Origin of the sequence: Ruegeria sp. HKCCA5763 (genome assembly GCF_013034545.1) — a bacterium.
GTDB lineage: Bacteria > Pseudomonadota > Alphaproteobacteria > Rhodobacterales > Rhodobacteraceae > Ruegeria.
The window spans coordinates 642,200-666,578 of the sequence record NZ_WQGF01000001.1; the positions used below are offsets into that span (position 1 = coordinate 642,200).

Below are 24,379 nucleotides of genomic sequence, written 5' to 3' on the forward strand. Positions count from 1 at the left end.
GGTGCCACGCGAGGCTCGGATTGTCCATGCAAAGCTGACTGCTGCTTGCAATTTAAGCTGTCAGTTCAGGTCTTCCAGCAAGCGCCCGTGTTTTCGTGTTTCGATTATGACTTCACCGAAGGTCGTCATGCCGCGTGCCTGCAGAATCGGCAGCATCTTGACCAGCGCTTCGGCCGTGGCGACCGCATCGCCCAGCGCAGTGTGGCGCAGGGCCTCGGGGATCGTGATTTCCAGCCGTTCACACAGCGCGTCCAGCGTGTGTGTGTCGCTGGCTCCGAACAGCACGGCAGACAGCAGAACGGTGTCGAGGATCGGGTGATCCCATTCGACCTCCATCCGGTTGGCGTGACGGCGCAGGAACGCCATATCGAAAGGTGCGTTATGCGCGACGATCACGGCATCGCGCGCAAACTGGTGAAACACACGCCCTGCCTCGGCAATGTCGGGCGCGCCCTGAACCATGCGATCACTGACCTTGTGCACTTTGGTCGAAGCAGGTGGTATCGGAATGCCGGGATCCACCAGCATGTCCAAATGTTCACCCTGAACGATCTTGCCGTTGAGCACGCGCACCGCGCCGATCTGAACGATTTCATCTTTATGAGGAAGCAGTCCGGTGGTCTCGGTGTCGAAGACGACGAAACACAGATCCGACAAGGTGCGATTTTCAAACGCGTCATCCCCTGGCGTGTCGAGCAGCTCAAAATCGTAAACCAGAGGCCGCGCCTCATCAGGGGACATTTGGGCGGCACTGTCTTCGAAGACCAGCATGTAGCCGGGCGCGTCGCCCAAGGGCTTCATCCGCGCAGAATAGGTTTGCCGGCCATCTACGCTGTTCAGCGTGCAATACACGTCTTTGCCGGTTTTTCCCATTTTGGCATAGGCATCCGTCAGGCCTGTGGCCTCGATGTACTCGAAAAGCGACGCGTTCAGTCGAGGATGTGCAATCTGGGCCAGAACCTCGGCGGCCTGACCATCATACAGCACAATCTGATGCTTTGGGCTGGCCAGCAACATAGCGACCGGTATCTCGGTCAGCAGGGCGGTGAGACGTTGTTTCTCTGCTGCTAAGTACGCAGTTTCCGATGCTACGGCTTCGGCGGTTCGCATGGCGTTTGACGCGAGTTGTTCCGCCAGACCTGCCGCTGCGGGGGCCAGATCCCCCAGATAGCGCGCAGCCTGCATGTCCAGATCCGTACTGACCCCGGCATGCGCTCGGGCCCGTAATTGGGCCGACAGGCGTTCAATTGGCTTGGCAATATTGTCGTCAAACAGCAGCCAGACACCTGCGATCAAAGCCAGCAGCCCAAACGCGATTAGGATTTCTGCAAAAATGAAGTCACCCAAAAGGTCGGGATTTCCTGCGCGGGCATAGGAAATCCACAGCGCAACTGCGCTGATCGCAATCCCGCCGAATGCCAGCAAGCAGAAGAACAAAAAAATCCTGAGCCTAAGGCTCAAATTGGTGAGCATGATCAGACCCCGCAGGTGGTCTCGATGATTGGATCGTTGGCCTCGGCTGAAATCCAGTCCGCGTTAATCAACCGACCGTCATCAGCGAATTCAGCACCGTCTGCTAGATTGGCGCGGCTATTTTCAACACAGTTGACAGCTACCGGCACTTTTGAAACTGGAGCCCAGCGGCCAAAAAAGTATAGGTCGACAAGTCTTTGATCTGGAACATTTTCATTGCTGCGAACCGATATCGTGTCAATGGCGGCAAAACGATCGACGAAGGGCACCGCGTATGTCCAGGGGCGATAGAAAGCACGGCTTTCGACCTCTTGCACGATGGCCATTTCATCCGGCAGTTGATCGCGTGTGCGGTCATACCAGGAATACTCGCTGGCAATGGTCATGCCGATCATGCCCAGACCCGCCGCAACCGGAGTGGTCCATTTCGGCAAGCGCCCACCGGTCAGCTTGTTCAGCACAAGCACGACGCCCGCAAACGCGAAGCCCGCAAAGATAGTGCCGATCAATTCCAGAAACATGTGGTCTCTCCGTTCTAGGGGGTCTTAGCCCAGCATACCCTTGCCGTGGCCAACCGCCGATTGCATTGTTTTTACCACAACAAATGCATCGCGTAGATGACTTCGCTCAAAGTCCGAAAGATCGGACGGCGGCAGATAATTGTCGGGTTTTTCACCTGATTTAACCAGCCGAACCTGATGCTCCAGGCGGGTTTCAGCGATCAGGTCGTAAGCGTCCAGAAGATCCCGAGCCCCAGACGGGCTGAGGACACCGCTGGCCTCGGCCGCTTTCAGGCGGGCACGGGTGTTGGCTTCGGTCAGCTCGCCCTGCAACGTGTATATCCGGGCCAGATCTACGACGGGCACAACACCATTGTGCTTGAGGTCCAGCGTATTGCGGTGTTCGCCCGAGCGAATGGTGGCGAACCCGCGCAGCAGGCCAAGCGGGGGCGTGTGTTTCAGCGAGTTCGAAATCATATGCGCCACAAAGATCGAGTTCGCTCTGGCCGCTGCCAGTGTGTCGGCCTGAAGGTCGGCAAACAGCTCAAACGCGCCGCCGATAGGGCGCAGATCGAACATAACCGAGGCCAGCATCTGCGCCTCTGGGTTTGGCTTGGCGATCCATCCTTTGAAATAATCGCGCCAGACGCGCACCGGCTGACACCAGCGCGGATTGGTCGCCATCATGTCGCCGGGGCAGTAGAAGTACCCGCAAATGTCCAACCCGTCCGAGACGAATTTCGCCAGCTTGGTAAAATAGGCCATGTCTGCATCGGTCACATTGTCATCCAGCATCAGGCAATTGTCCTGATCCGATACACCGGTTTGTTCCTGCCGACCTTGCGATCCGCAAGCCAGCCACAGATACGGAACCGGGGGCGGGCCCAGTTCAATTTCGGCGAGCGCTAATAGGCGCCGCGTGGCTGTATCCGCGATATCGGTGATCAGTCGGGTGACAATTTCGTGCCGGTTCCCGCCGGCAACAAGCTGCACAAGAAGCTGCGGGATCTCTTCGGTCACGCGTGCCATTTCTTCGGCCGTGTCAGCCTGCGCAATGCGGCGCACCAGCTCGGCCGAGTTCACGGCCTGATAATGGGTCAGATCGGTCTGCGTCACGATCCCGACCAGCCGACCGCCTTCGGAAATCGGGATATGGCCAATGCCGCGCTCCATCATGATGTGCAGCACATCCGACCCGATATCGCTGGGCGACAGGGTCACAGGATTTGGTGTCATGATTTCAGAAATGTGCGTGGAGGCGGGCAGGCCGTCTGCAACGTATTTGCCCGAGATGTCCCGCAGGGTCGCAATGCCCTGCAAGCTTTCAGCGTCCGTGATGCAGAGCGACGAAATATGTTTGTCGCGCATGATCCGCGCGGCGTCCTGAACCGACGTGTCAGCGGGGCAGGTGGCCGGATTATGTGCCATCAGCACGTCGATCGAACTGGTGGCCAGGCTCTGCGGACCACTGCGGTCGCCTCGTGTGCGGTCAAAGAACTTCGCCACAACATCGTGGTTATCGATCAAACTCCGGACCAGATCAGGTGGCAGAACCATTAGAACTGACGGCGTATGCGTGCGGGCTTTGGTGGCGGCTTTGCCGTCTTTCAGCAGGCCCCTTTCGCCAAAGGAATTGCGCAGACCCAGATGAGAGACGATGGCACCGTTCTCATCGGTAATTTCGACCTGTCCTTCATAGATCACGAACACCCCGGGCAACTTGTGGCCCAGCTCATAGACCGAGGCGTCTTCCTCAACTTCCCAGACCTCGATCTGTTTGACGATCTGATCCAGGGCGTCGGAAGGCAACGCGTCATAGGGATGAACGGATTTCAGAAACCGGGCAATTTCGTCATGGGACAGGGGCATGTGTTGTCTCCGGTGTTCTGGTTAAAAAATCCCGCCCAGTGATGTGCTGGGCGGGAACAGTGGATCGAAAGACGCGGTCGAAGGCAAGAACCAACGACCGCATCAAGCTCATTTGTTCTGAGCTGCGCCCGCACCACGGGGAATGCGTACGCTTTCGACCAGATCCTTGATCTCCTGCGGAGTCTCTTTGGTCGCGCCTGCAACAACGTAGGCAACCGCAAAGTTGATCATCGCACCGATTGCGCCGAACGAGGTCGACTTGATCGGACCCAGCAGCGGGTCAGCATCGGTGAACGAGTTGGTACCCGGAATGAACAACCAGCCCTTGTGCAGGAAGATGTAGACCAGGGTCACAACCAGACCAGCCAGCATACCCGCAACCGCGCCGGTGTTGTTGATGCGGGTCGAGAAGATCCCCATCATCAGCGCCGGGAAGATCGAGGCTGCCGCCAGACCAAAGGCCAGGGCCACTGTTTGCGCCGCAAATCCGGGTGGGTTCAGACCCAGGTAGGTTGCGACAACGATGGCAACGGCCATTGCGATACGAGCAGCCAGCAATTCACCCTTTTCAGAGATTTGCGGGTTGATCGCACCTTTGACAAGGTCGTGGGACACCGCTGACGAGATCGCCAGCAACAGGCCCGCAGCGGTTGACAGAGCAGCCGCAAGACCACCGGCAGCGACCAGACCGATCACCCAACCCGGCAGGTTGGCGATTTCGGGGTTGGCCAGAACCAGGATGTCACGGTTGAACTTGGTCAGCTCGTTACCGACCCAGCCGTTTTCTTCCGCAATGGAAGCCATGGCTTCGGACTTGTCATTGTAGTACTGGATTTTGCCGTCACCGTTCTTGTCTTCCCAATCCAGAAGACCGGTTTTCTGCCAGGTTTTCATCCAGTCATAGCGCGGATCGGTGTCGATTTCCTCGACCGAGACAGCGCCACCTTCGATGCCACCATTGGGCCACATCATGTCGGTGATGTTCAGACGTGCCATTGCGCCAACCGCAGGGGCGGTCAGGTACAGCAGCGCGATGAAGACAAGAGTCCAGCCAGCCGACCAACGTGCGTCAGATACTTTCGGCACGGTGAAGAAGCGCATGATCACGTGCGGCAGACCGGCGGTACCGATCATCAGCGACAGCGTGAACAGAACCATGTTCAGCGTGTTCGAATGGTGGGCGGTGTACTCGTTGAAGCCCAGCTCGGTCACGATTGCATCCAGCTTGGTCAGCAGGGGCTCACCGCTTGCGGTGTCACCAAACAGACCCAGAGCAGGGATCGGCGTGCCGGTCAGCTGCAGCGAGATGAAGATCGCCGGGATGGTGTAGGCTGTGATCAGCACGCAGTACTGAGCAACCTGGGTGTATGTCACACCTTTCATCCCGCCAAACACCGCGTAGGCAAAGACCACACAAGCACCGATCAGCAGACCGGACGTGTTCGACACCTCAAGGAAGCGGCCAAAGGCCACGCCCACACCGGTCATCTGACCGATCACGTAGGTCACCGAGGCAACGATCAGACAGATCACCGCAACAACGCGTGCGGTCTGGCTGTAGAAACGGTCGCCGATGAATTCCGAGACGGTGTATTTGCCGAACTTACGCAGGTAAGGCGCAAGCAGCAGAGCCAGCAGCACGTAGCCACCGGTCCAACCCATCAGGAAGGTCGAGTTGTCATAGCCGGTAAAGGCAATCAGGCCTGCCATCGAGATGAACGAGGCCGCAGACATCCAGTCTGCCGCTGTCGCCATACCGTTGGTGACCGGGTGAACGCCGCGACCGGCGGCGTAGAACTCCGATGTGGAACCCGCGCGGGCCCAGATCGCGATGCCGATGTATAGCGCGAATGATGCGCCAACAAACAGCAGGTTGATGGTAAACTGATCCATAATCCCCGCTCTCCCTTATTCTTCGTCTACGCCGAATTCGGCGTCCAGCTTGTTCATGCGCCAGGCGTAGTTGAAGATCAGCACCAGAAAGACCAGGATCGATCCCTGCTGTGCGAACCAAAAGCCCAGATCGGTTCCGCCAACGGCGATCCCCGACAGCAATGGACGCAGCAGAATGCCGAATCCAAACGACACCAGCGCCCAGATTGCGAGGCTGATGTAAATGAGGCGCAGGTTGGCTTGCCAATAGCCCTTATCGGCTTCGGACGCCTGCGCGGAGTTTGTTGAATGATCCGCCATCGCGGGTTCCTCCTTCGCTTCCTCGTTGGGCGGCCCGTGCCCAATTCCTCCAGTGACGCGGACCGCTTCTCGATTGTACCAAACGCCCCGTGACGTCCGGCAAAACTTCTCTGTTCCGCCAAGGCGGTTCATTGAAGTATTCTTTTAAGGATCAAGGCCTTGCGGCCGATCTCCTCCCCTTACTTCATCGCGCCGCTGACGATTTCCTCCAGGTCGCGGGCGATGTCTTCAATCTTGCCCATGGCGTTGGTGCGTTGCAGCACGCCATGGCCTTTGTAATAGGTGATCAATGGCGCGGTCTGTGCGTGATAAGCTGCCAACCGCGACGCCACGGTTTCGGCATTATCATCCGCACGGCGCTTGAATTCAGTGTGACCACACTTGTCGCATGTGCCGTCTTCGACAGGCTTTTTGAACGTGTCGTGATAGCCTTCGCCACAGCCGGCGCAGGTGTAGCGACCCGAGATGCGGATCACCATTTCGGCGTCTTCGACCTCAAGGCTGATCGCAGCGTTGATCTTCTGATTGTTCGACGCAAGCAGTCCGTCCAGCGCTTCGGCCTGAACCGTAGTGCGGGGGAAGCCGTCCAGAATGACGCCCTTGGCGCAATCTGGCTGGGCCATACGGTCGCGTAGGATGGCGATGACGATGTCGTCACTGACCAGGTCGCCCGCTTCCATGACGGCTTTGGCGGCAAGACCTGCTTCTGTACCAGCCGCGACAGCCTCGCGCAGCAAGTCGCCTGTGCTGAGTTGAACCAGCCCGAATTTCTCTTCCAACATACGGGCCTGTGTGCCCTTCCCGGCGCCCGGAGGGCCGAGAAGGATCAGAACGGCGGGAGTGGTGATCGTGGCAGCGTCCATCACGTCCTCACTTATTCGCACGGTTTTCGATCAGATCTTCGACAACCGACGGGTCGGCCAGTGTCGACGTGTCACCCAGGCTGCCAAAGTCGTTCTCGGCAATCTTGCGCAGGATACGGCGCATGATTTTGCCCGAACGTGTTTTGGGCAGGCCAGGGGCCCACTGGATCACATCCGGCGAGGCAATCGGGCCGATTTCCGTGCGGACCCAGGTGCGCAGCTCTTTCAACAGCTCATCCGAAGGCTCGCGGTCATTCATCAAGGTGACGTAGCAATAGATGCCTTGCCCTTTGATTTCATGGGGATAGCCGACCACGGCAGCCTCAGCGACTGCGGCATGAGCGACCAGCGCGCTTTCGACCTCGGCCGTGCCCATGCGGTGACCGGACACGTTGATCACGTCATCGACGCGGCCGGTGATCCAATAGTCACCATCTTCGTCACGGCGGCAGCCGTCACCGGTGAAGTAGTAGCCTTTATAGTCCGAGAAATAGGTCTTCTCGAACCGCTCATGATCGCCCCAGACGGTGCGCATCTGACCGGGCCAGCTGTCTTTGATACACAGAACACCCTCGACGCCGTTGCCCTCGATCTCGACACCCGACTGAGGGTCCAGAACGACAGGCTGGATGCCAAAGAACGGCTTCATCGCGGAACCGGGCTTCATCGCATGTGCACCGGGCAGGGGGGTCATCAGGTGACCGCCGGTTTCCGTCTGCCACCAAGTGTCCACGATGGGGCATTTGCCCTTGCCAACGACGTCGTTGTACCAGTTCCAGGCTTCGGGGTTGATCGGCTCACCCACTGTGCCCAGCGTGCGCAGATCGCTCAGGTCGCATTTCTCGACAAACTCGTTGCCCTGTCCCATCAGCGCACGGATCGCGGTTGGCGCGGTGTAGAACTGATTGACTTTGTGCTTTTCACAGACCTGCCAAAAGCGCGAAGCATCTGGGAAGGTCGGAACGCCTTCGAACATCAACGTGGTCGCGCCATTGGCCAGCGGGCCGTAGACGATATAGCTGTGGCCGGTGACCCAACCCACGTCCGCCGTGCACCAGTACACGTCGCCTTCGTGGTAATCGAAGGTGATCTCATGCGTCATCGAGGCATAAACCAGATAGCCGCCAGTGGTGTGCACAACGCCCTTGGGCTGTCCGGTTGAACCGGATGTATAAAGAATGAACAGCGGATCTTCGGCGTTCATCTCGGCGGGCGCGCAGTAGTCGTCCGCCTCAAGCGCCATTTCGTTGTAGTCAAAGTCGCGCCCGTCGATCCAGGTGGTCTGACCACCGGTGCGCTTGACCACCAGACATTTCACACTGTCTTTGCAGTGCAGCAAGGCCGCATCCGCGTTGGACTTCAGCGGTGTCTTGCGACCGCCACGTGGCGCTTCATCCGCTGTGATCACAACCTTGGCGTCGCAGCCATTGATCCGAGCTGCCAGCGCGTCGGGCGAAAAGCCAGCGAAAACAATCGAGTGAATGGCGCCGATCCGTGCGCAGGCTAGCATTGCATAAGCGGCCTCGGGGATCATCGGCAGGTAGATGACAACACGGTCGCCTTTGCGCACGCCCAGCGATTCCAGGATGTTGGCCATCCGGCAGGTACGGCGGTGCAGTTCGGCGTAGGAGATATGCTGCGCCGGATCATTTGGATCGTCCGGCTCCCAGATGATGGCTGTTTGGTCGCCACGTGTCTTTAGATGGCGGTCCAGGCAGTTGGCCGAAACGTTTAGCGTGCCATCAGCGTACCAGTTGATCTTGACCGAGCCGAAGTCGTAGTTGACGTCCTTTACCTGTGAGAAGGGCTTGATCCAATCGACGCGCTTGCCTTGCTCACCCCAAAACGTGTCGGGGTCAGAGATTGAGGCGGCGTACATGTCAGCGTATTTCGCAGCATCGACATGTGCACGAGCAACAGTGTCTGCGGATGGCGGATAGGTCTTGGCATCTGCCTGGGCAGCGGTGGTCATCTTTGAGGCTCCTCCCTCTGGACTGGATTACGTTGGGTCGTTTTTGCCCGATTGTTCAGCAAAGTCGATCCCGTTCCTCCCCGGTCAAAGTATTACCGGGTTCAGAAAATAAATAAATAAATTGCCGTAATCTTTGGATTTGTTTGTAAAGAAATTTCGGCGCGTTGCTTATTTTTGTAAAAATTTACGGTCTAAATTGAATAAATTACTATTTAACAGAGACATAAATGTAACGATTACTCCTGGTGGTTTCGCGCGTTTCTACGGTCGGCAAACTTGGCCAGGTGTTCCTTGTGGTCTCGGATCTAGGAACACATGCGACCCTGAGGGTTGGCACATCCGAATGTTGGCGCTAGCTTCGTTGCAAGCGCTTCGGGAAGAGGCGCACCAAAGGGAGACAAAATCATGAAAAATATGTTGAGCGGTGCTGCCGTCGCCGCCTTGAGCTTTGCGTTTGTCAGCGAGGCTGCCGCGACCGAGTGGAATGCATCCGTCTGGGGCAAGCGCCGCGCATTTACGGAACATGTCGAAAAGCTTTCCGAGCTTGTCAGCGAAAAGACAAATGGAGAGTTCACGATCAATGTCAGCTATGGTGGCCTGTCCAAGCCACGCGAAAACCTGGATGGTATCGAAATCGGGGCCTTTGAAATGGCTCAGTTTTGCGCTGGCTATCACCGCGACAAGAACCGGGCGATCACCGTTCTGGAACTGCCGTTCCTCGGTGTAAACAATCTTGAAGAAGAGGTTGCTGTAAGCCACGCTGTATATGATCACCCGGCGGTCAAAGATGAGATGGCGCAGTGGAATGCCCGTATCATCATGACCTCGCCCATGCCGCAGTATAATATCGTGGGTACGGGCGAACCCCGCGACCAATTGGCTAAGTTCGACGGAATGCGTGTCCGTGCAACGGGCGGTTTGGGCCAAGCGTTCGAGGCTGTGGGTGGTGTGCCAACTTCAGTCCCGGCAACCGAAGCTTATAATGCAATGGAATCGGGTGTTGTGGATACAGTGGCCTTCGCCCAGCATGCACACTTGTCTTTCGGCACGATCAACGAGGCTGATTGGTGGACGGCCAACCTGAACCCTGGCACGGTGAACTGTCCCGTGGTTGTGAATATCGACGCCTATGAAGCACTGCCTGCCGAGCATCGCGAAGCGCTGGACAGCTCAATTGACGAGGCGATTGATCACTACCTGGCGAACTATGGCGGTCTGCTCGAACAGTGGGACAGTGTCCTCGAAGAAAAGGGTGTGCAGAAGGTGATGATCGACGACGCCGTGATCGAGGAATTCCGCACCAAAGCCGCAGATCCGATCCGAGAGAAATGGATTGCAGACATGACGGAACAGGGGCTGCCGGCGCAAGACCTGTATGATCTGGTTCAAACCACTTTGAAGCAGCAGCGCGGCGGTAACTGATCTTTTAGACCGGGTGCCCCGTCGGGTGCCCGGTTCACTTTCAAGAACAAGGAACCACCGGAATGGCAGGACAGGCCACGGTGCTGGAAGACGGTAGCCGTCTAAGCCAGCTGGACCGGCATTTGTTAAAGCTTGAACGCTTTCTTGCATTGATCAGCGGCATAGCGGTTTTCGGATTGATGGTTCTTGCCGTCGTTTCGGTCAGCGGGCGCAACGCGTTCAACGCGCCGTTGCCCGGTTATGTCGACTGGATCGAACAGGCGATGCCACTGATTGCTTTCCTGGGCATCTCTTTTGTGCAGCGCGACGGCGGGCATATCCGCATGGATATCGTCATCTCGCGGCTTCACGGCCGGGCCTTGTGGCTGTTCGAGCTGATCTCGGTCCTTCTGATCTTGGTGTTGATGCTGGCACTTGTGTGGGGCAGTTGGTCCCATTTCGACCGGTCCTTCGACTTTGGTGCGCCGCTCTGGAGCAGAGACAGTTCCATCGACATCGGTATTCCCTTGTGGCCGGCCAAGCTGTTAGCGCCCGTGGCGTTTTCAGTGTTGTGCGCGCGGCTGGTGCTTCAGGTGTGGGGCTATGGGCGTGCATTTGTGCTGGGGCTCGAGACCCCTGTGGCGGTTCCGCTTCTTCAGGATGCTGCGGCCCAAGCGGCGGCTGAGGCCGAACAGTTCGAAGGGCAGGACTAGAACATGGACACGATTGATATTGGCCTATGGGTCACAGGCGGTCTGCTGGTTCTGGTCGTTGCCGGCATGCGAGTGGCTTTCGCAGCAGGGCTGGCGGGATTGGTTGGGCTGGTCTGGATATTCTGGGCCAAGTTTGGCTATGACCCGGACCGGTTGGGCAAAGCCTTGACGGTTGCGGTCAAGACCGCGGGGCAGGTTCCGCATTCTAAGGTTGCAGCTCATACGCTCAGCCTGATCCCGACCTTTATCCTGATTGGCTATCTGGCCTACTATGCTGGCCTGACGCGCGCATTATTCGAAGCCGCCAAACGCTGGGTGGCCTGGGTTCCGGGTGGGCTCGCCGTGTCCACAATTTTCGCCACCGCCGGTTTTGCTGCCGTATCCGGGGCATCGGTTGCCACATCTGCCGTCTTTGCTCGCATTGCTATCCCTGAGATGTTGAAGGTGGGGTATAACAAACGCTTTGCAGCGGGTGTTGTCGCTGCGGGTGGAACACTGGCCTCGCTTATCCCACCCTCGGCCATTCTGGTGATCTACGCCATCATCGTCGAGCAGGATGTCGGCAAGCTGCTGCTGGCCGGATTCATACCGGGTGCGTTCTCTGCAATCATCTATGGCCTGCTGATTGTCGGGATTGCAGTGATCTTCAAAACCGTCGGTCCACCTGTTACTGGCTTCACCTGGAAAGAGCGTTTTTCCGCTTTACCAGGCGCCATTCCGATTGTGGCCGTGATCCTGATCATCATTTGCTTTGTCTACAACCCGTTCGGAGACAAAGCCTGGGGCACCCCTACGGAAGGCGGCGCAATCGGGGCCTTCATTGTGTTCTGTTTCGCCCTGTTTCATGGAATGCGCTGGAAGGAATTCAAATCCGCGCTTTTGGAAACGGCCAAGCTGACGGCCATGATCTTCTCGATCATCTGGGGCGTTCTGATCTATGTGCGGTTTCTTGGCTTCGCAGACCTTCCTGGTGCGTTTTCCGACTGGATTACCGGGCTTGAGATGTCCCCGATGATGATCCTGATCTGCATCCTTCTGGCCTATGCGGTGCTGGGCATGTTCATGGATGCAATCGGGATGCTGTTGCTGACATTGCCCGTCGTCTATCCAGCGGTCATGGCGCTGAACGGAGGTGAAACTGTGAGCGCAGCCGACAGCGCCTTTGGCATGTCCGGCCCGATGTGCGCCATCTGGTTTGGTATTTTGGTGGTCAAGATGGCCGAGTTCTGCCTGATCACGCCGCCCATTGGGCTGAACTGCTTTGTCGTGGCCGGGGTGCGCCCGGACCTGAGCGTTCAGGATGTGTTTAAAGGCGTGACGCCGTTTTTCATCGCCGATGCGATGACCATCGCATTGCTTGTGGCATTCCCGGGGATTGTTCTCTACCTGCCGTCGCTTGCGGGTTAGCAGGGGAGCGAGGCTCTGCCTCGCGCTCCGAGGTATTTTTGGGCCAGATGAAGCAAGGGATCCGATCTTCATCTGGCCGAAAATACCTCGGGGGAGGCGCGCGCAGCGCGGCGGGGGCAGAGCCCCCATGACTGCGTTTTACCCGGCTCGCATCAGCATTCCGAACAGATCGCGCGGATCATCCGGATCGGCCAGCATGTCCAAAGGCTCAAAGAAACCTGTGCCTTCAATCGCTTGTTTCACATAGCGCAGGGCCGAGAAATCTTCGATCGCGAAACCTACGCTGTCGAACAACGTAATCTGGCGATCATCTACGCGCCCTTTGGCGGTACCGTTGATGACCTGCCACATCTCGGTCACCGGATGATCCTCGTCCAGCGCCTGAATTTCTCCTTCGATACGGGTCTGTTCCGGGTATTCAACGAAAATGTCCGAGCGGAGCAGGATATCGCGGTGCAGTTCTGTTTTGCCCGGACAGTCGCCACCGATGGCATTGATGTGAACACCGGGGCCAACCATGTTGTCGGTCAGGATGGTTGCGTATTTTTTGTCTGCCGTGCAGGTGGTGACGATCTGGGCACCTTCGATGGCCTCCTCTGGCGTCGTGCAGGGAACAACAGTCAAACCCTTGCCCCACAGGTTTTTCGAACATTTTGCGGTTGCGTTAGGGTCAGTGTCGTAGAGCCGGACTGTACTGATGCCGCACATTGCCTTAAATGCCAGACACTGGAATTCAGACTGCGCGCCGTTGCCGATCATTGCCATGGTGGTTGCGTTTGTCGGGGCAAGATAGCGCCCGACCAGTGCCGAGGTTGCCGCTGTGCGCAGTGCGGTCAGCAGCGTCATTTCGGTCAGCAGTGTTGGATAGCCGGTATAAACATCCGCCAACAGACCAAAGGCCGTGACCGTTTGCAAACCTTCTGAAGTATTTTTGGGATGGCCGTTCACGTATTTGAAGCCGTAGGCCTCACCATCCGAGGTTGGCATCAGCTCGATCACACCATGCGGTGAATGCGCCGGAATGCGTGGGGTTTTGTCGAAGCTCTCCCAACGTTTGAAATCGGCTTCGATCTGTGCGGCGATCTGCGTGATCATCTGCTCGACGCCGATGTGATGAACCAATCGCATCATGTTGTCGACGGATACAAACGGCACGAGGGCCTTGTCAGAAGGTTGGGTCATCAGAAACTCCGGGTGGGGCGGTCAAAGATGCGGCGGCCCATAAGTGAGGCGGCCAGATCGACCATCAGTTTGGCGGTGCGACCGCGTTCATCCAGAAACGGGTTCAATTCGACTAGGTCCAGCGAACTGACCAGCCCGCTCTCATGTAGTAGCTCCATCACCAGATGGGCTTCGCGTTCGGTCGCTCCGCCTGGAACCGTTGTACCTACGGCTGGAGCTATAGCGGGATCGAGGAAGTCGACATCCAGCGACACGTGCAGCAGAGCGTTTTCTGCGCGCACACGGTCCAGAAAGGCCATCAAAGGGGCCTTGATCCCGTGTTCGTCGATGCTGCGCATGTCGGCCAACATCGCGTGATTCTGCTCCAACGCCAGCCGCTCAGCCGGATCGACGGAGCGTAGGCCGATCATGCCGACGCGATCTGTTGGGACCACCGCAGGCAAATGCGGGAAAGCGTCAAAACCCGGTCTTCCAGTAAAATATGCCACGGGCGTTCCGTGCAGGTTGCCGCTGCCTGTGCTGTTCGGTGTGTGAAAGTCGCTATGCGCGTCCAACCACAACACAAACAAAGGCCGATCCACCTGATCTGCGTAGGCTGCCATACCCGCGACAGTGCCCATGGACAGTGCGTGATCACCGCCCATAAAGATGGGCACGCCCCGACCAGCGGCCGCTTGTGCAGCTTGGCTGAGAGCCCGAGTCCAGCCGACACATTCCGGCAGGGCAAAAAGATGCGGGTGTTCGGGCATGCCAGTTTCTTCGGGGGTCACGTCGCCCTGGTCCTGAACAGAATGGCCAAGATCGGTCAAAGCTTCTTGCAGCCCGGCCACACGATAGGCGTCCGGACCCATCCGGCATCCCTGACGACGTTTTCCAGCGTCCATTGGCGCGCCGATGAGAATTATTTTTTTCATGTCCATGTGTCCATTTAGGCTGGCAGAGTGTCTTGCGTGAAGGCAGCAAATTGCTCAAAATGGGTCGAGAAAATCCTTAATGGGAAAAAGATATGGACGATTTGGATAATAGACTGCTCAATGCGTTGCAACGTGATGCGCGTGCCAGTCTGTCCGAGCTTTCGGAAACGCTGGGTGTAACGCGCACCACGGTGCGCAGTCGGTTGCAGCGCCTGAAACAATCCGGAGAAATCGTCGGTTTCACTGTCCTGACTCGCAGGGATCTGGCGCAAAGCCCGGTACGCGGTTTGATGATGCTTGAGATTGAAGGGCGCGGGACAGAACGCGTCATGGCGCGGATAGCAGCCTTGCGGCAGGTGACAGCAATACATTCGACCAATGGCAGCTGGGATCTGATCGCAGAAATCAGTACCGAAACCTTGGCCGAGCTGGATGAGGTCCTGTTTCAAATCCGCCGCTTTGACGGTATCACGCGATCCGAGACGAATTTGCTGCTGTCCACGCGCAAGGGGCGGCTCTAGCACTTTGAGATGAAAACAATTTGTGTCAGAGTTTTAGGGCAGATGATGTCTGAATATTCAGCAGACTGTCTGGCGCGGCAAACAGGCAGGGACGTGCAGGATGACCACTTCGCAGAAATCTGACGAACCTCTGGCTGTGCATTGGGCGGAACGTATGACGGCGATGCTGGAAAAGCCTTGGCTGCGCATCGCAATACCCGTTGTGATCACCGCAATCGCCCTGACTGTTTTGCACGATCTGTCGGCGCATGTGAAATGGTCGGATGTGCAGACCGATATCGCTGGAACGTCATGGAAGCTGATGCTATTCGCGCTTTGCTGGACGGCGTTCAGCTTTCTTTCTCTGTCGCTCTATGATGTTTTTGCGGTGCAAAGCGTGGCAGAGGGCAAAGTGCCCTTGCCTGTGGCTGGAATGGCAGGGGCAAGTGGTTACGCCGTATCAAATTGCCTTGGCTTTTCCTACATCACCGGTACTGCGATCCGGTACCGGATTTATGCGTCGCTGGGGCTGGATCTGGGACGTGTGGCCGGAGTAATCGCGACCTCTTGGGTGGCGTTCTGGATGGGGCTGGTGTTGATACTGGGCCTGCTGTTGACCCTGCATCCTGACGGCATATCCAAGGTGGTGCCGGTCAGCCCGACGGTGGAAACAGCCATCGGGCTGTCGCTGCTGGGGGCATTGGTCGTCCTGTTTATTTGGCTGTCGCGCGGGGGCAGGCGGTTGTCCTTCGCAGGCGTTGGTTTCGATTTGCCGGGTGGAAAGCTTGCCAGCCTTCTGACGCTGGCCGCGATCGGCGATCTGTTTGGCGCGTCCATGGTGCTCTATGTTCTGATGCCGGACGATCTGGGGGTTGGCTATCCGTACTTCTTCACAATCTATATCGCGGCCATTGCTGTGGGCATCCTCAGCCACGCTCCGGGCGGGATTGGCGTGTTCGAGGCTACGCTGATCGCGGGGCTGGGTGCATCGGGGCGGTCGGATGTTATTGCCGCGCTGCTGCTCTATCGTGTGGTTTACACGTTTGTCCCGTTTGTTGTTGCGAGCCTGTCAATTGCGGTAGCGTCGGCGCTGACGCAACGCCAAAGGATAAGTGGGGCCGCGACCTGGGTATACCGGGCCATCCGCCCCATGGTGCCCATTGTTGCCGCCGGAGTCGCAGCGGTGGCCGGGGTGATCCTGCTGGTGTCAGGGGCGCTGCCTGCCGGTTCACAGAACCTTGGTGTTTTGAAAGACGTTTTGCCGCTGTCCTTTGTCGAAGCCTCGCATCTGGTAGGAAGCGCCATCGGAGTTCTGCTTTTGCTGGTGTCACGCGGATTGTTCCGCAAGCTCTACCGCGCTTGGATAGTTGCGATGTTGCTGATGGTGGCAGGATTCTTTGCCTCGCTTGCCAAGGGCTTAGACATGCACGAAGCGGTGTCGATGTTGGGAACGATAGGCGTTTTGGCCTTGTTCCGTGGCGCGTTTTACCGGGTCAGTGGGGCATCAATTTTCCGCCTGAACATCCCATGGCTGATCAGTGTCGTGGTGCTGCTTGCCGTGATCTTCTGGATCGGGCTGTTCGCGTATTCCCATGTGGAATACCAAAACGCTTTGTGGTGGGAGTTTGCATGGAATGGCGACGCCTCTCGCTTTTTACGCTCGAGCCTCGTTGTTGCCGTGATCGTTGGCGTGGTCGCTGTGAACTCATTGTTTGGGCGTGAGATCCCGACACCGCAACGCACCGAAATTCCCGAGGTCGTCGAGCGTCTGGTGATGGAGAGTGATGATACTGAATCCCAGATCTCGTTGACCGGTGACAAGCAATTCCTGATCTCACCGGATGAAACGGCCTTCATCGCTTACGCCGATACCGGCAACGCGGTCATCTCAAAAGGCGAACCGGTGGGGGATGAGGCCGCTGGCCGCCAATTGATCTGGCAGCTTCGGGAAATGGCGGACCGTGAAGGAAAGCTGTGCGCGTTCTATAGTGTCTCGACCAAATACCTGCCGACCTTTTTGGATTTGGGCCTGTCGATCCTGAAAATTGGTGAGGTCGCGCGGGTGCCGCTGCAAGATTTCTCGCTGGACGGAAAGTCGCGCAAACGGTTCCGGCAGGCCAAGAACAGGGCCGAGCGGGAAGGCTATGTGTTCGAGATTATCCCAAAGGAAAACCTGGTACCTGTCTTGCCAGAATTGCGCGAGATTTCAGACCATTGGCTCAAGCAAAAGGCCGGCGCCGAAAAAGGATTTGCGCTTGGGGGCTTTGACGATCAGTACCTGTCTTATTTCGACCACGCGGTATTGCGCGATGGAAACACAGGCAAGATCAAGGCGTTCGCCAACCTATTCCAAGGCGGCAACAAATCCGAACTGTCGCTGGACCTGATGCGGTATGAGCCGGACAGCCCCAGCTTTGTGATGGATGCGCTGTTTGCCGAGATGATGGTTTGGGGTGCAGAGCAGGGTTTTCACTGGTTCTCGCTGGGGGCTGCGCCGTTTTCAGGCATAGAAAACCGGCAACATGCCTCGCTCTGGAACCGGATCGGAGGGTTCGTTTATGAGCACGGCGAACAGTTTTATCATTTCGAAGGCTTGCGCAGCTTCAAGCAGAAGTTCGACCCGGAATGGAGCCCGAATTATCTGGCCAGCCCCGGCGGGTTGGCCGCGCCGCGTATCCTTTATGAGGTCAATATCCTGATCTCAGGCGGGCTGCGCGGTCTGACAAAGTAGGTTCAGTTCAGGCTGGCACCGGTTGGGGTTTTCTGCAGCAGATCCCCCCAGTCGGTACGATAGGCCATTTCGGCCAAGACGGTCTCGGGCAGAAACTCCTGATTTTGACGGATCTGCCAACCGCCGCCTAAACCTTTGTAAACCGCGACCAGATTGCTGGACACTTGCTGACGCGCTTCGATTAGATTGGCTTGTGAGCGTAGCAGCGCGGTTTGCGTGTTCAGAATGCGCGAATAGCTGGCAATGCCGTCCGTGTACTGGCTGACTGCAATCTCAGCCGCCTTGCGCGAAGCGTCGACGCTTTGCTGATAGAACCCAACCTGTTTGCGTGCCTGCGCATAAGCGACCATTGCGCTTTCAACCTCGGAATACGCAGTCAGCACGGTGTTCTGGTAATTGGCGATCAGCGCCTGATAGGCGGCATCCTGCGCGCGGACATTGTTCTTGATGCGGCCATAGTTCAGCACGTTCCAGACCACACCGGCGCTGGCCAGACCGGTGGTGCTGTTGCCACTGAACAGGTCGCGCCCGCCCGAAGCCTGTAGGCCAATCGAGCCGGACAGCACGAATTGCGGATACAGATCCGCCATCGCGATGCCCACCTGCGCCGATTGCGTTGCTGCGGCCAGCTCCGCGGCCCGCACATCCGGGCGGCGGCGCAGCAGTTCGGCGGGTACACCCACAGCCACATTTGTCCGCGCGGACGGGATGCGGCCCGAGTTCCCCAACAAACTGGTCATCCGGGACGGCGTGACACCCAGCAGCACGGCCAGGGCATTCTTGGTTTGTTGCAGGTCACTTTCCAGCTCGGGCACCAAAGCTTTGGTGTTGTTGAGAAGGGCGGTAGACTCCTGCACGTCCAACTCGGTGGTGACACCGTTGTTGAAACGCAATTGGGTCAGGTCCGCAGAATCTTGCTGCAACTTGATGTTTTCGCGGGCGATTGCCAAAGATTCCTGTAACGCGCGGATATCGACGTACAAAGCAGCCACATCCCCGGTCAGTGTCACCAAAGCGTCGTCGTAATTGGCCACCTGAAGTGCCAGATTAGACCGCGCGGCCTGCACCCCGCGCCGCTGTGCGCCCCAGACGTCCAGCTCCCACTGGGCATCGAAGCCGACTTGCGAGGTCGAGAATTCGGTATCCAGCGGAATGATGCGGTTGATATCGGCAATGGGTCCAAGATTGTCGCTGATCTGCCGTCGCTGCAACGACCCGCCAATGGCCTGGGATTGCGGGTAAAGCTCACCAAATGCGATGCCCAACTGTGCACGGGCCTGCAACACACGTGCACCCGCAACCTGAAGGGTCAGGTTTTGCGCATAAGCTTCTGCAATCAGCTTGTTGAGGGTGGGGTCATTGAACGTCTCCCACCATTTCACCACGGGTGCGCTGCGCGATGTCAGGCCGCTTTGGCCGGTGCTGGGGGCGTTCACCTCGATCCATTGCTTCACGACCGGAGAGTTCGGGCGCACGAAATCCGGCCCCACTGGTGCACAAGCCACCAGAGTAGCAGCGCAAAGGGCAGTTCCCAGAAACCGGCGGAGTGTCATAGCGCGCTTCCTCAGATATCCAGCGGTCGGATGAAGTTGGCGAAGGAATAGAGGCGGATGTTGATGCGCCTCAGGAACTCAAAGCTTTTGCCCATACCGGTATAGATCGCTACGGCCGCATGGCCACCAGCGGGGAAAGTGTGGCCTTCAGGCAAGTCGACCGTGATCTGTACGGCAATCCGACCGGGCAGTTTGGGCAGTTCAAAACCCGGCAGGCGGCCCGACGGGATGAGTTGCCCTTGCCGGGTGGCCCACCAGATCGCCTCGACCTTGCCCGTCAGGATTTCACCGGGATAGAGGTCCAGCGCTACTTCAACCTCTTGTCCTGGTTCGACAAATTTCAGGTTCTGTTGACGGAAGGTGGCAAGGATATAGGGGTTGTCTTCGGTCACGAAGCTCGCGATTGCGCCCAATCGGACGTCGCCGACAACCAGACCGGGACGTGCCTGCTGTGACACGATCATCCCGTTTTCAGGCGCATAGATGGTGGTGTTTTCCAGAAAGTACTCGGCCTCGGCCAATTGGGCCTGAGCCTGAAGAATACCCGTGTTCACGCCGTCAATCTGCGATTCCACAGCCAGTTGTGCCTTTTCCAGATTGGCCTGCGCTTGTTTGACGGCAGCCAGATCTTCGGTCACCTGCTCGTTCCAACGGTCCAGATCGTCTTGCCGCGCTCCGCCAGCGGGCACCAGGTTCTCATAGCGGGCTTGTTGGGTCTGCGCATAGGCTAGTTGCGCGTTTGCGCGTTCTACAGCTTCGGTCGACGCGACCACATCCTGTTCCAGGATTTTGGCATTCTGCTCGGCCGCGACCAGTTGGGCCTTTGCATTGTCCACCGCCAGAGAAAACACCGTGTCATCAAAGCGATAAAGCGGATCGCCTTTTGTGACTTGAGTGTTCGGCTCGACCAGTACCTCGGTCAATATTGTTGGCTGCGTCAGTTTGGGCACGATCTGTATGGTCGAACGCACCACGTGGCTGTCTGCCGAGAAGGGCTGAAAAAACCGAAGCGCCACCAGAAAGATCAGCAGCAGATGCGCGCCCACCCAGAACGAGACGATGCCCCAGGCAATATTGAATTTCAAAAGTTCCAGCTTGAAGAAGATGAGCCAGACAAAAATGATGTAAAAAAGCGTGATGCCGAGGGCAACGAACATAGGTATTTCTTTCCTTCGGCCTTAGCTTTTCTGCGTGTTGTCTGTGTCCAGACGATCCTGATACTCAGGTCTGACCTTGCCGCCCAGACGTTTGATTTCGTCGCGAATGGCGTCTTTCTCTTCATCCGGGCCCCGGCGAATGTCCACCGTAACGCCATCATGGAACGCCCACATAAAGGCGTGAACCCAAGGAACCACGGCCAAAAACCCCATCCATCCCATGATCTTGACGGCTTCGGCATGCGGATGATTGCGCTTGATCGCGATCCGTCCCGGAAGCCCCATGAGAAACAGAAACACACCCATCACCGCTGCAAGAAGCAGGATCAGCGCAACAAATGTCAGATAGTCGTAATAGCCTAACGGCTGCCCCAATAGTCCCATGCTCGTGCCTCCTCTTCGGGCGAAGGTTGTCTTATCCTCCGTTGTCCGCGTCCAGTTCGTCAATCAATTTGTAGCTTGTAGGCGGGTCAGCGCAGATGCCGGGGCCGCATTCCAGAAGGGTTGACCCGGCATTCAGCACAGCCAGCGCCAGCATGACGAAAAAGGCAGTTTTGGCCAGTTTGTTGCCTCCAAATTTCGGCTCTGCAGACGCGTCGTGGTCGTACTGACGCTCAAACAACAGCATGACTGCCGTGCCCAGCAAGACGAGGAAGAAGGCGATTGCTGCCCATGTGTAATAGTGAAGCCCCAGAACCGGTGATCCGTAATGGCCTGTTCCGGGTACGATATGCAGCAGGATCTGACGGATCGAAACCGAGACCCCATACAGCGCAGCGATCAGAACAATCGCATAATGGTGGGGTCTTGCGCCGTATAGCAGGTTCAGGCCAAGCCCAACCCCCACGGCCACAAAACCGACCCGCTGCAACAGGCAAAGCGGGCAGGGCAGTTCATAGAGCGCAAATTGGTAAACATATGCCAGAACCAGAACGAGGCTGACAGCAAGCATTCCGATCGCATTGAGGGTTCGGGACAGTTCAGGTGTCATAACGGTCCCTTTACAGTTGAATGGTCAATTGGCTGGTGGCGTGGAATTTCAACCAATAGATGCTGAGCGCCAACGTGGCGAAAAACAGCAAACCCCCGGTCTTCGTCAGGTTGAAATAGTTGAGCCCCATTGTGACGGTAAACAGCAGAAACAATAACGCAATCATGGCCCGGTCCTTCCTTCCCGTGCACATTGTAATTACAGTGAATAGTGTCAGGCCGATCGGCATCTGACAAGCTGCGCAATTCACCCAAACGTTGAAGCGTGAAAGCTACTGCGCGCAGAGAACGACCTCTGTTTGCCATTCCCGACAGTGTTGCGGCAGATCACCCGGCAGATGAACATCTGTGTAAATCCTGTCGATTTCGGACATCGATGTGATCCGCGCAGGGGCTGAACGTTGAAACTTTGAATGATCTGCCACCAGAAAGGTACGCCGGGCTTGTGCGATGATCGTTTGGCTGACCTGAACCTCTTGGAAGTCGAAATCCAACAGATCTCCGTCTCGATCCAGTGCCGAGCATCCGATGACGGCCAGGTCAAACTTGAACTGCTGTATCGTCGAAACAGTCAGATTGCCGATCAGCCCGCCATCCGAACGTCGCAAGACGCCGCCCGCCACGACGATCTCGCAGTCGGGGTTTTCAATCAGGATGTTGGCGACGTTCATGTTGTTGGTCACGACCATCAGATTCTTATGGCTCAGCAATTGCCGTGCTACGGCCTCGGTTGAGGTGCCGATATTCATGAAGATTGAGGCGCCATCCGGAATATCAGAGGCGCAGGTCTGCGCGATGCGGGTTTTGGCATCCGCATTCAGCGCGCGCCGGTCGTCATAACCGATATTGGACACGCCCGAGCGTAGAACCGCGCCGCCATGAACCCGGTCAAGTTTCCCGGCATCCGCAAGTTCCGTCAGGTCGCGCCGGATCGTCTGTACGGTGACGCCAAACCGCTCGGCCAACCCTTCGACCGTGACGCGCCCTTCAATGCTGGCGATGTCCAGAATGTCGGATTGGCGGAACGAAAGAGACATGGGGCAGATCCAAAGCAATGCGCTCTTTCGTTTTTGTTCTTTTCTAGGGAATTGGCAAGAAGGGCTGTGAAAATTTCATATCAGCGTTGCAAAAAGAAAATAAACGAACATAAACATTGACCATACGAATGGTATTCTGGCTAATACGCCTGATCAGGCCTTGCGAGGAATCAAGGGATATGCAGCCGACGGATAATCAGATCACAGACCTTTTCATCATTGGTGGCGGCATTAATGGCTGTGGCATCGCACGGGACGCTGCTGGGCGGGGCCTGTCCGTTATGCTTGCGGAAATGAACGATTTGGCGTCTGCTACGTCTTCTGCTTCGACTAAGCTGTTTCATGGCGGGCTGCGATATCTGGAGTTTTTTGAAATCCGGCTTGTTCGCGAGGCACTGATCGAACGTGAAACCCTGCTGCGGGCCATGCCTCATATCAGCTGGCCGATGCGCTTTGTATTGCCTTACCACGCGGATATGCGGTTCGATTCCGAGACACCGACATCGCGATTGCTTAGCACAGTTATGCCGTGGATGCGCGGGCGGCGTCCGGCTTGGCTGATCCGGTTGGGGTTGTTCCTCTACGATAATCTGGGCGGGCGCAAAATTCTGCCCGGAACCACGTCGCTGAACTTGCGCACGGCCGCAGAAGGAACCCCTCTACAGGATAGATTCGAAACGGCTTATGAGTATTCCGATTGTTGGATCGAGGATTCCCGCCTGGTGGTTCTGAATGCACGCGACGCTGAGGCGCGTGGTGCGCAGATCATGGTGCGGACCGAGGTGATTTCGGCCGAGCGGGTGGACGATCTGTGGAGGGTAACTGTTCGGGATCGTGACAGCGATCAGACCCGTGTAATTCAGGCCAAAATGCTGATCAACGCCGGTGGCCCGTGGGTCGGCGACATCATACAGACGAAGATCCGCGTGAACTCGCGCGAGGGCGTCAGGCTGGTACGTGGCAGCCATATCGTGACGCCCAGGCTGTACGATCACGACAAGTGCTATTTCTTTCAGGGTGAAGATGGCCGTATTATTTTTGCCATTCCTTATGAACAGGACTTCACCCTGATTGGCACAACCGATCAGGATCATCCGGATCCGTCCACCGCGCCGGTATGTACCGAGGCCGAGCAGGAGTATCTATGCGCCTTCGCTTCGAAATACTTCCAACGCGCCGTGACCCGCGACGATATTGTCTGGACCTATTCCGGCGTGCGCCCGCTGTATGACGATGGGGCCAGCAGCGCGACAGCAGCGACGCGCGACTACACGCTGAAAGTTGACGCTCAGGGTGGGGCACCGGTCCTGAACGTATTTGGCGGTAAGATCACCACCTATCGCAGGCTCGCAGAAAGCGCGTTGGAAAAGGTGGCTGAGTTCTTTCCGGACCTGCCCAAACCCTGGACTGCCGGAGTTGCCTTGCCCGGCGGCGACTTTCCGGTGGATGCCGTAGATGCCCTGAAAAGCAAACTTCTGGCGGAGTATCCTTTTCTGAACGCAGCATGGGCAGCTCGGTTGATCCGCGCCTATGGGACCGAGGCGCCCGCAGTTATTGCTGGCGCTAAACTAGCGTCTGACCTGGGTGAAGATTTTGGCGCAACCCTGACCGCGCAAGAGGTTACTTGGTTGATGGACAAGGAATATGCGCGCACCGCCGAAGACGTCGTCTGGCGACGCAACAAGCTGGGGCTTCGGCTTAACGACGAACAGATCGCGCGGATCGATGGTTGGATGGCCGAGCGCCGCGCCGCGTAACAGGGGCGCATGCCCCTTGGCGATCGACCGCTGTTATGCTAGCCATCGGGCACGGTCGGCAGACACCGAGGCGCCGCTGCTCTGTTTCAGAGCGCTAAACCTGCCTTTAGGATAGGATTGACATCGCAACACTCAGGGCGTTGCTTCGTCAGGTCAGCGGCCAACGA

The 24,379-nt window shown here is 57.3% G+C and carries 21 protein-coding genes; 6 read left to right on the forward strand and 15 right to left on the reverse strand.

Annotated elements, in window-relative coordinates; genetic code table 11:
• Nucleotides 1-60: 60 nt before the first annotated feature.
• The 7 genes from GOV89_RS03180 to acs all read right to left on the reverse strand — a co-directional run bounded on the left by GOV89_RS03180 (nucleotide 61) and on the right by acs (nucleotide 8,870).
• Nucleotides 61-1,473 carry an exonuclease domain-containing protein gene (locus tag GOV89_RS03180; RefSeq protein ID WP_171237440.1) on the reverse strand — a complete coding sequence of 471 codons (1,413 nt, stop codon included), beginning with the start codon at nucleotides 1,471-1,473 and terminating at the stop codon, nucleotides 61-63.
• Nucleotides 1,474-1,475: 2 nt separating this feature from the next.
• Entirely contained in the window at nucleotides 1,476-1,994 is a 519-nt protein-coding gene (locus GOV89_RS03185; RefSeq protein ID WP_171234094.1) for a hypothetical protein, read from the reverse strand.
• A gap of 24 nt (nucleotides 1,995-2,018) precedes the next feature.
• Nucleotides 2,019-3,842, reverse strand: a complete 1,824-nt coding sequence (locus GOV89_RS03190; protein ID WP_171237441.1) for a putative nucleotidyltransferase substrate binding domain-containing protein — start codon at nucleotides 3,840-3,842, stop codon at nucleotides 2,019-2,021.
• Between the two features lie 108 nt (nucleotides 3,843-3,950).
• The gene (locus GOV89_RS03195) at nucleotides 3,951-5,735 is read right to left on the reverse strand and encodes a sodium:solute symporter family protein (RefSeq protein ID WP_171174535.1); all 1,785 of its coding nucleotides are present in this window, start codon (nucleotides 5,733-5,735) and stop codon (nucleotides 3,951-3,953) included.
• Nucleotides 5,736-5,750: 15 nt separating this feature from the next.
• Nucleotides 5,751-6,035, reverse strand: coding sequence for a DUF4212 domain-containing protein (locus tag GOV89_RS03200; protein WP_171174533.1), 285 nt, complete (start codon nucleotides 6,033-6,035; stop codon nucleotides 5,751-5,753).
• A gap of 179 nt (nucleotides 6,036-6,214) precedes the next feature.
• Nucleotides 6,215-6,898, reverse strand: coding sequence for an adenylate kinase (locus GOV89_RS03205; RefSeq protein ID WP_171174531.1), 684 nt, complete (start codon nucleotides 6,896-6,898; stop codon nucleotides 6,215-6,217).
• Nucleotides 6,899-6,905: 7 nt separating this feature from the next.
• The gene (gene acs, locus GOV89_RS03210) at nucleotides 6,906-8,870 is read right to left on the reverse strand and encodes an acetate--CoA ligase (RefSeq protein ID WP_171174529.1); all 1,965 of its coding nucleotides are present in this window, start codon (nucleotides 8,868-8,870) and stop codon (nucleotides 6,906-6,908) included.
• 405 nt (nucleotides 8,871-9,275) lie between these two features.
• Between acs and dctP the strand changes: the two genes are divergently transcribed.
• The 3 genes from dctP to GOV89_RS03225 all read left to right on the forward strand — a co-directional run bounded on the left by dctP (nucleotide 9,276) and on the right by GOV89_RS03225 (nucleotide 12,391).
• Nucleotides 9,276-10,292, forward strand: a complete 1,017-nt coding sequence (gene dctP, locus GOV89_RS03215; protein ID WP_171174527.1) for a TRAP transporter substrate-binding protein DctP — start codon at nucleotides 9,276-9,278, stop codon at nucleotides 10,290-10,292.
• A 62-nt stretch (nucleotides 10,293-10,354) separates the two neighbouring features.
• Complete coding sequence (locus tag GOV89_RS03220; RefSeq protein ID WP_171174525.1) at nucleotides 10,355-10,984, forward strand: TRAP transporter small permease; 630 nt, start codon at nucleotides 10,355-10,357, stop codon at nucleotides 10,982-10,984.
• 3 nt (nucleotides 10,985-10,987) lie between these two features.
• Nucleotides 10,988-12,391, forward strand: a complete 1,404-nt coding sequence (locus GOV89_RS03225) for a TRAP transporter large permease (protein ID WP_171174523.1) — start codon at nucleotides 10,988-10,990, stop codon at nucleotides 12,389-12,391.
• A gap of 138 nt (nucleotides 12,392-12,529) precedes the next feature.
• Here GOV89_RS03225 and GOV89_RS03230 read toward each other — a convergent pair whose 3' ends face one another.
• Nucleotides 12,530-13,573, reverse strand: coding sequence for an ornithine cyclodeaminase (locus tag GOV89_RS03230; protein WP_171237442.1), 1,044 nt, complete (start codon nucleotides 13,571-13,573; stop codon nucleotides 12,530-12,532).
• Nucleotides 13,573-14,493 carry an arginase gene (gene rocF / locus GOV89_RS03235; RefSeq protein ID WP_171237443.1) on the reverse strand — a complete coding sequence of 307 codons (921 nt, stop codon included), beginning with the start codon at nucleotides 14,491-14,493 and terminating at the stop codon, nucleotides 13,573-13,575. Before rocF ends, GOV89_RS03230 begins: the two co-directional genes overlap by 1 nt.
• Nucleotides 14,494-14,579: 86 nt before the next feature.
• Here rocF and GOV89_RS03240 point away from each other — a divergent pair, with 86 nt between their 5' ends.
• Both GOV89_RS03240 and mprF read left to right on the forward strand, forming a co-directional pair.
• A complete protein-coding gene (locus tag GOV89_RS03240) occupies nucleotides 14,580-15,008 on the forward strand; it encodes an Lrp/AsnC family transcriptional regulator (RefSeq protein WP_171174517.1) in 429 nt (142 codons plus the stop codon).
• Between the two features lie 100 nt (nucleotides 15,009-15,108).
• Nucleotides 15,109-17,718: a bifunctional lysylphosphatidylglycerol flippase/synthetase MprF gene (gene mprF / locus GOV89_RS03245; RefSeq protein ID WP_171237444.1), complete on the forward strand. Its 2,610-nt coding sequence runs from the start codon at nucleotides 15,109-15,111 to the stop codon at nucleotides 17,716-17,718.
• Nucleotides 17,719-17,720: 2 nt separating this feature from the next.
• Here the strand turns inward: mprF and GOV89_RS03250 are convergent, their stop codons facing one another.
• From GOV89_RS03250 to GOV89_RS03275, 6 genes are all read right to left on the reverse strand, one after another.
• Nucleotides 17,721-19,271 (reverse strand): efflux transporter outer membrane subunit, encoded by a 1,551-nt coding sequence (locus GOV89_RS03250; RefSeq protein ID WP_171237445.1) that lies wholly within the window; start codon nucleotides 19,269-19,271, stop codon nucleotides 17,721-17,723.
• An 11-nt stretch (nucleotides 19,272-19,282) separates the two neighbouring features.
• Nucleotides 19,283-20,428 carry an HlyD family secretion protein gene (locus GOV89_RS03255; protein ID WP_171237446.1) on the reverse strand — a complete coding sequence of 382 codons (1,146 nt, stop codon included), beginning with the start codon at nucleotides 20,426-20,428 and terminating at the stop codon, nucleotides 19,283-19,285.
• A gap of 21 nt (nucleotides 20,429-20,449) precedes the next feature.
• Complete coding sequence (locus tag GOV89_RS03260) at nucleotides 20,450-20,812, reverse strand: DUF3302 domain-containing protein (protein ID WP_171237447.1); 363 nt, start codon at nucleotides 20,810-20,812, stop codon at nucleotides 20,450-20,452.
• Between the two features lie 31 nt (nucleotides 20,813-20,843).
• Nucleotides 20,844-21,419 carry a disulfide bond formation protein B gene (locus GOV89_RS03265; protein WP_171237448.1) on the reverse strand — a complete coding sequence of 192 codons (576 nt, stop codon included), beginning with the start codon at nucleotides 21,417-21,419 and terminating at the stop codon, nucleotides 20,844-20,846.
• Between the two features lie 10 nt (nucleotides 21,420-21,429).
• Nucleotides 21,430-21,585: a DUF5993 family protein gene (locus GOV89_RS03270; RefSeq protein ID WP_171174506.1), complete on the reverse strand. Its 156-nt coding sequence runs from the start codon at nucleotides 21,583-21,585 to the stop codon at nucleotides 21,430-21,432.
• A gap of 105 nt (nucleotides 21,586-21,690) precedes the next feature.
• Complete coding sequence (locus GOV89_RS03275) at nucleotides 21,691-22,455, reverse strand: DeoR/GlpR family DNA-binding transcription regulator (protein WP_171174504.1); 765 nt, start codon at nucleotides 22,453-22,455, stop codon at nucleotides 21,691-21,693.
• Nucleotides 22,456-22,634: 179 nt separating this feature from the next.
• Here GOV89_RS03275 and glpD point away from each other — a divergent pair, with 179 nt between their 5' ends.
• The gene (glpD, locus tag GOV89_RS03280; RefSeq protein WP_171237449.1) at nucleotides 22,635-24,212 is read left to right on the forward strand and encodes a glycerol-3-phosphate dehydrogenase; all 1,578 of its coding nucleotides are present in this window, start codon (nucleotides 22,635-22,637) and stop codon (nucleotides 24,210-24,212) included.
• Nucleotides 24,213-24,379 lie beyond the last annotated feature (167 nt).

Coding starts and splice junctions, on each gene's coding strand:
- GOV89_RS03180 (WP_171237440.1), bottom strand. CDS start 1,473: ATGCTCACCAATTTGAGCCTTAGGCTCAGGATTTTTTTGTTCTTCTGC.
- GOV89_RS03185 (WP_171234094.1), bottom strand. CDS start 1,994: ATGTTTCTGGAATTGATCGGCACTATCTTTGCGGGCTTCGCGTTTGCG.
- GOV89_RS03190 (WP_171237441.1), bottom strand. CDS start 3,842: ATGCCCCTGTCCCATGACGAAATTGCCCGGTTTCTGAAATCCGTTCAT.
- GOV89_RS03195 (WP_171174535.1), bottom strand. CDS start 5,735: ATGGATCAGTTTACCATCAACCTGCTGTTTGTTGGCGCATCATTCGCG.
- GOV89_RS03200 (WP_171174533.1), bottom strand. CDS start 6,035: ATGGCGGATCATTCAACAAACTCCGCGCAGGCGTCCGAAGCCGATAAG.
- GOV89_RS03205 (WP_171174531.1), bottom strand. CDS start 6,898: ATGGACGCTGCCACGATCACCACTCCCGCCGTTCTGATCCTTCTCGGC.
- acs (WP_171174529.1), bottom strand. CDS start 8,870: ATGACCACCGCTGCCCAGGCAGATGCCAAGACCTATCCGCCATCCGCA.
- dctP (WP_171174527.1), top strand. CDS start 9,276: ATGAAAAATATGTTGAGCGGTGCTGCCGTCGCCGCCTTGAGCTTTGCG.
- GOV89_RS03220 (WP_171174525.1), top strand. CDS start 10,355: ATGGCAGGACAGGCCACGGTGCTGGAAGACGGTAGCCGTCTAAGCCAG.
- GOV89_RS03225 (WP_171174523.1), top strand. CDS start 10,988: ATGGACACGATTGATATTGGCCTATGGGTCACAGGCGGTCTGCTGGTT.
- GOV89_RS03230 (WP_171237442.1), bottom strand. CDS start 13,573: ATGACCCAACCTTCTGACAAGGCCCTCGTGCCGTTTGTATCCGTCGAC.
- rocF (WP_171237443.1), bottom strand. CDS start 14,493: ATGGACATGAAAAAAATAATTCTCATCGGCGCGCCAATGGACGCTGGA.
- GOV89_RS03240 (WP_171174517.1), top strand. CDS start 14,580: ATGGACGATTTGGATAATAGACTGCTCAATGCGTTGCAACGTGATGCG.
- mprF (WP_171237444.1), top strand. CDS start 15,109: ATGACCACTTCGCAGAAATCTGACGAACCTCTGGCTGTGCATTGGGCG.
- GOV89_RS03250 (WP_171237445.1), bottom strand. CDS start 19,271: ATGACACTCCGCCGGTTTCTGGGAACTGCCCTTTGCGCTGCTACTCTG.
- GOV89_RS03255 (WP_171237446.1), bottom strand. CDS start 20,428: ATGTTCGTTGCCCTCGGCATCACGCTTTTTTACATCATTTTTGTCTGG.
- GOV89_RS03260 (WP_171237447.1), bottom strand. CDS start 20,812: ATGGGACTATTGGGGCAGCCGTTAGGCTATTACGACTATCTGACATTT.
- GOV89_RS03265 (WP_171237448.1), bottom strand. CDS start 21,419: ATGACACCTGAACTGTCCCGAACCCTCAATGCGATCGGAATGCTTGCT.
- GOV89_RS03270 (WP_171174506.1), bottom strand. CDS start 21,585: ATGATTGCGTTATTGTTTCTGCTGTTTACCGTCACAATGGGGCTCAAC.
- GOV89_RS03275 (WP_171174504.1), bottom strand. CDS start 22,455: ATGTCTCTTTCGTTCCGCCAATCCGACATTCTGGACATCGCCAGCATT.
- glpD (WP_171237449.1), top strand. CDS start 22,635: ATGCAGCCGACGGATAATCAGATCACAGACCTTTTCATCATTGGTGGC.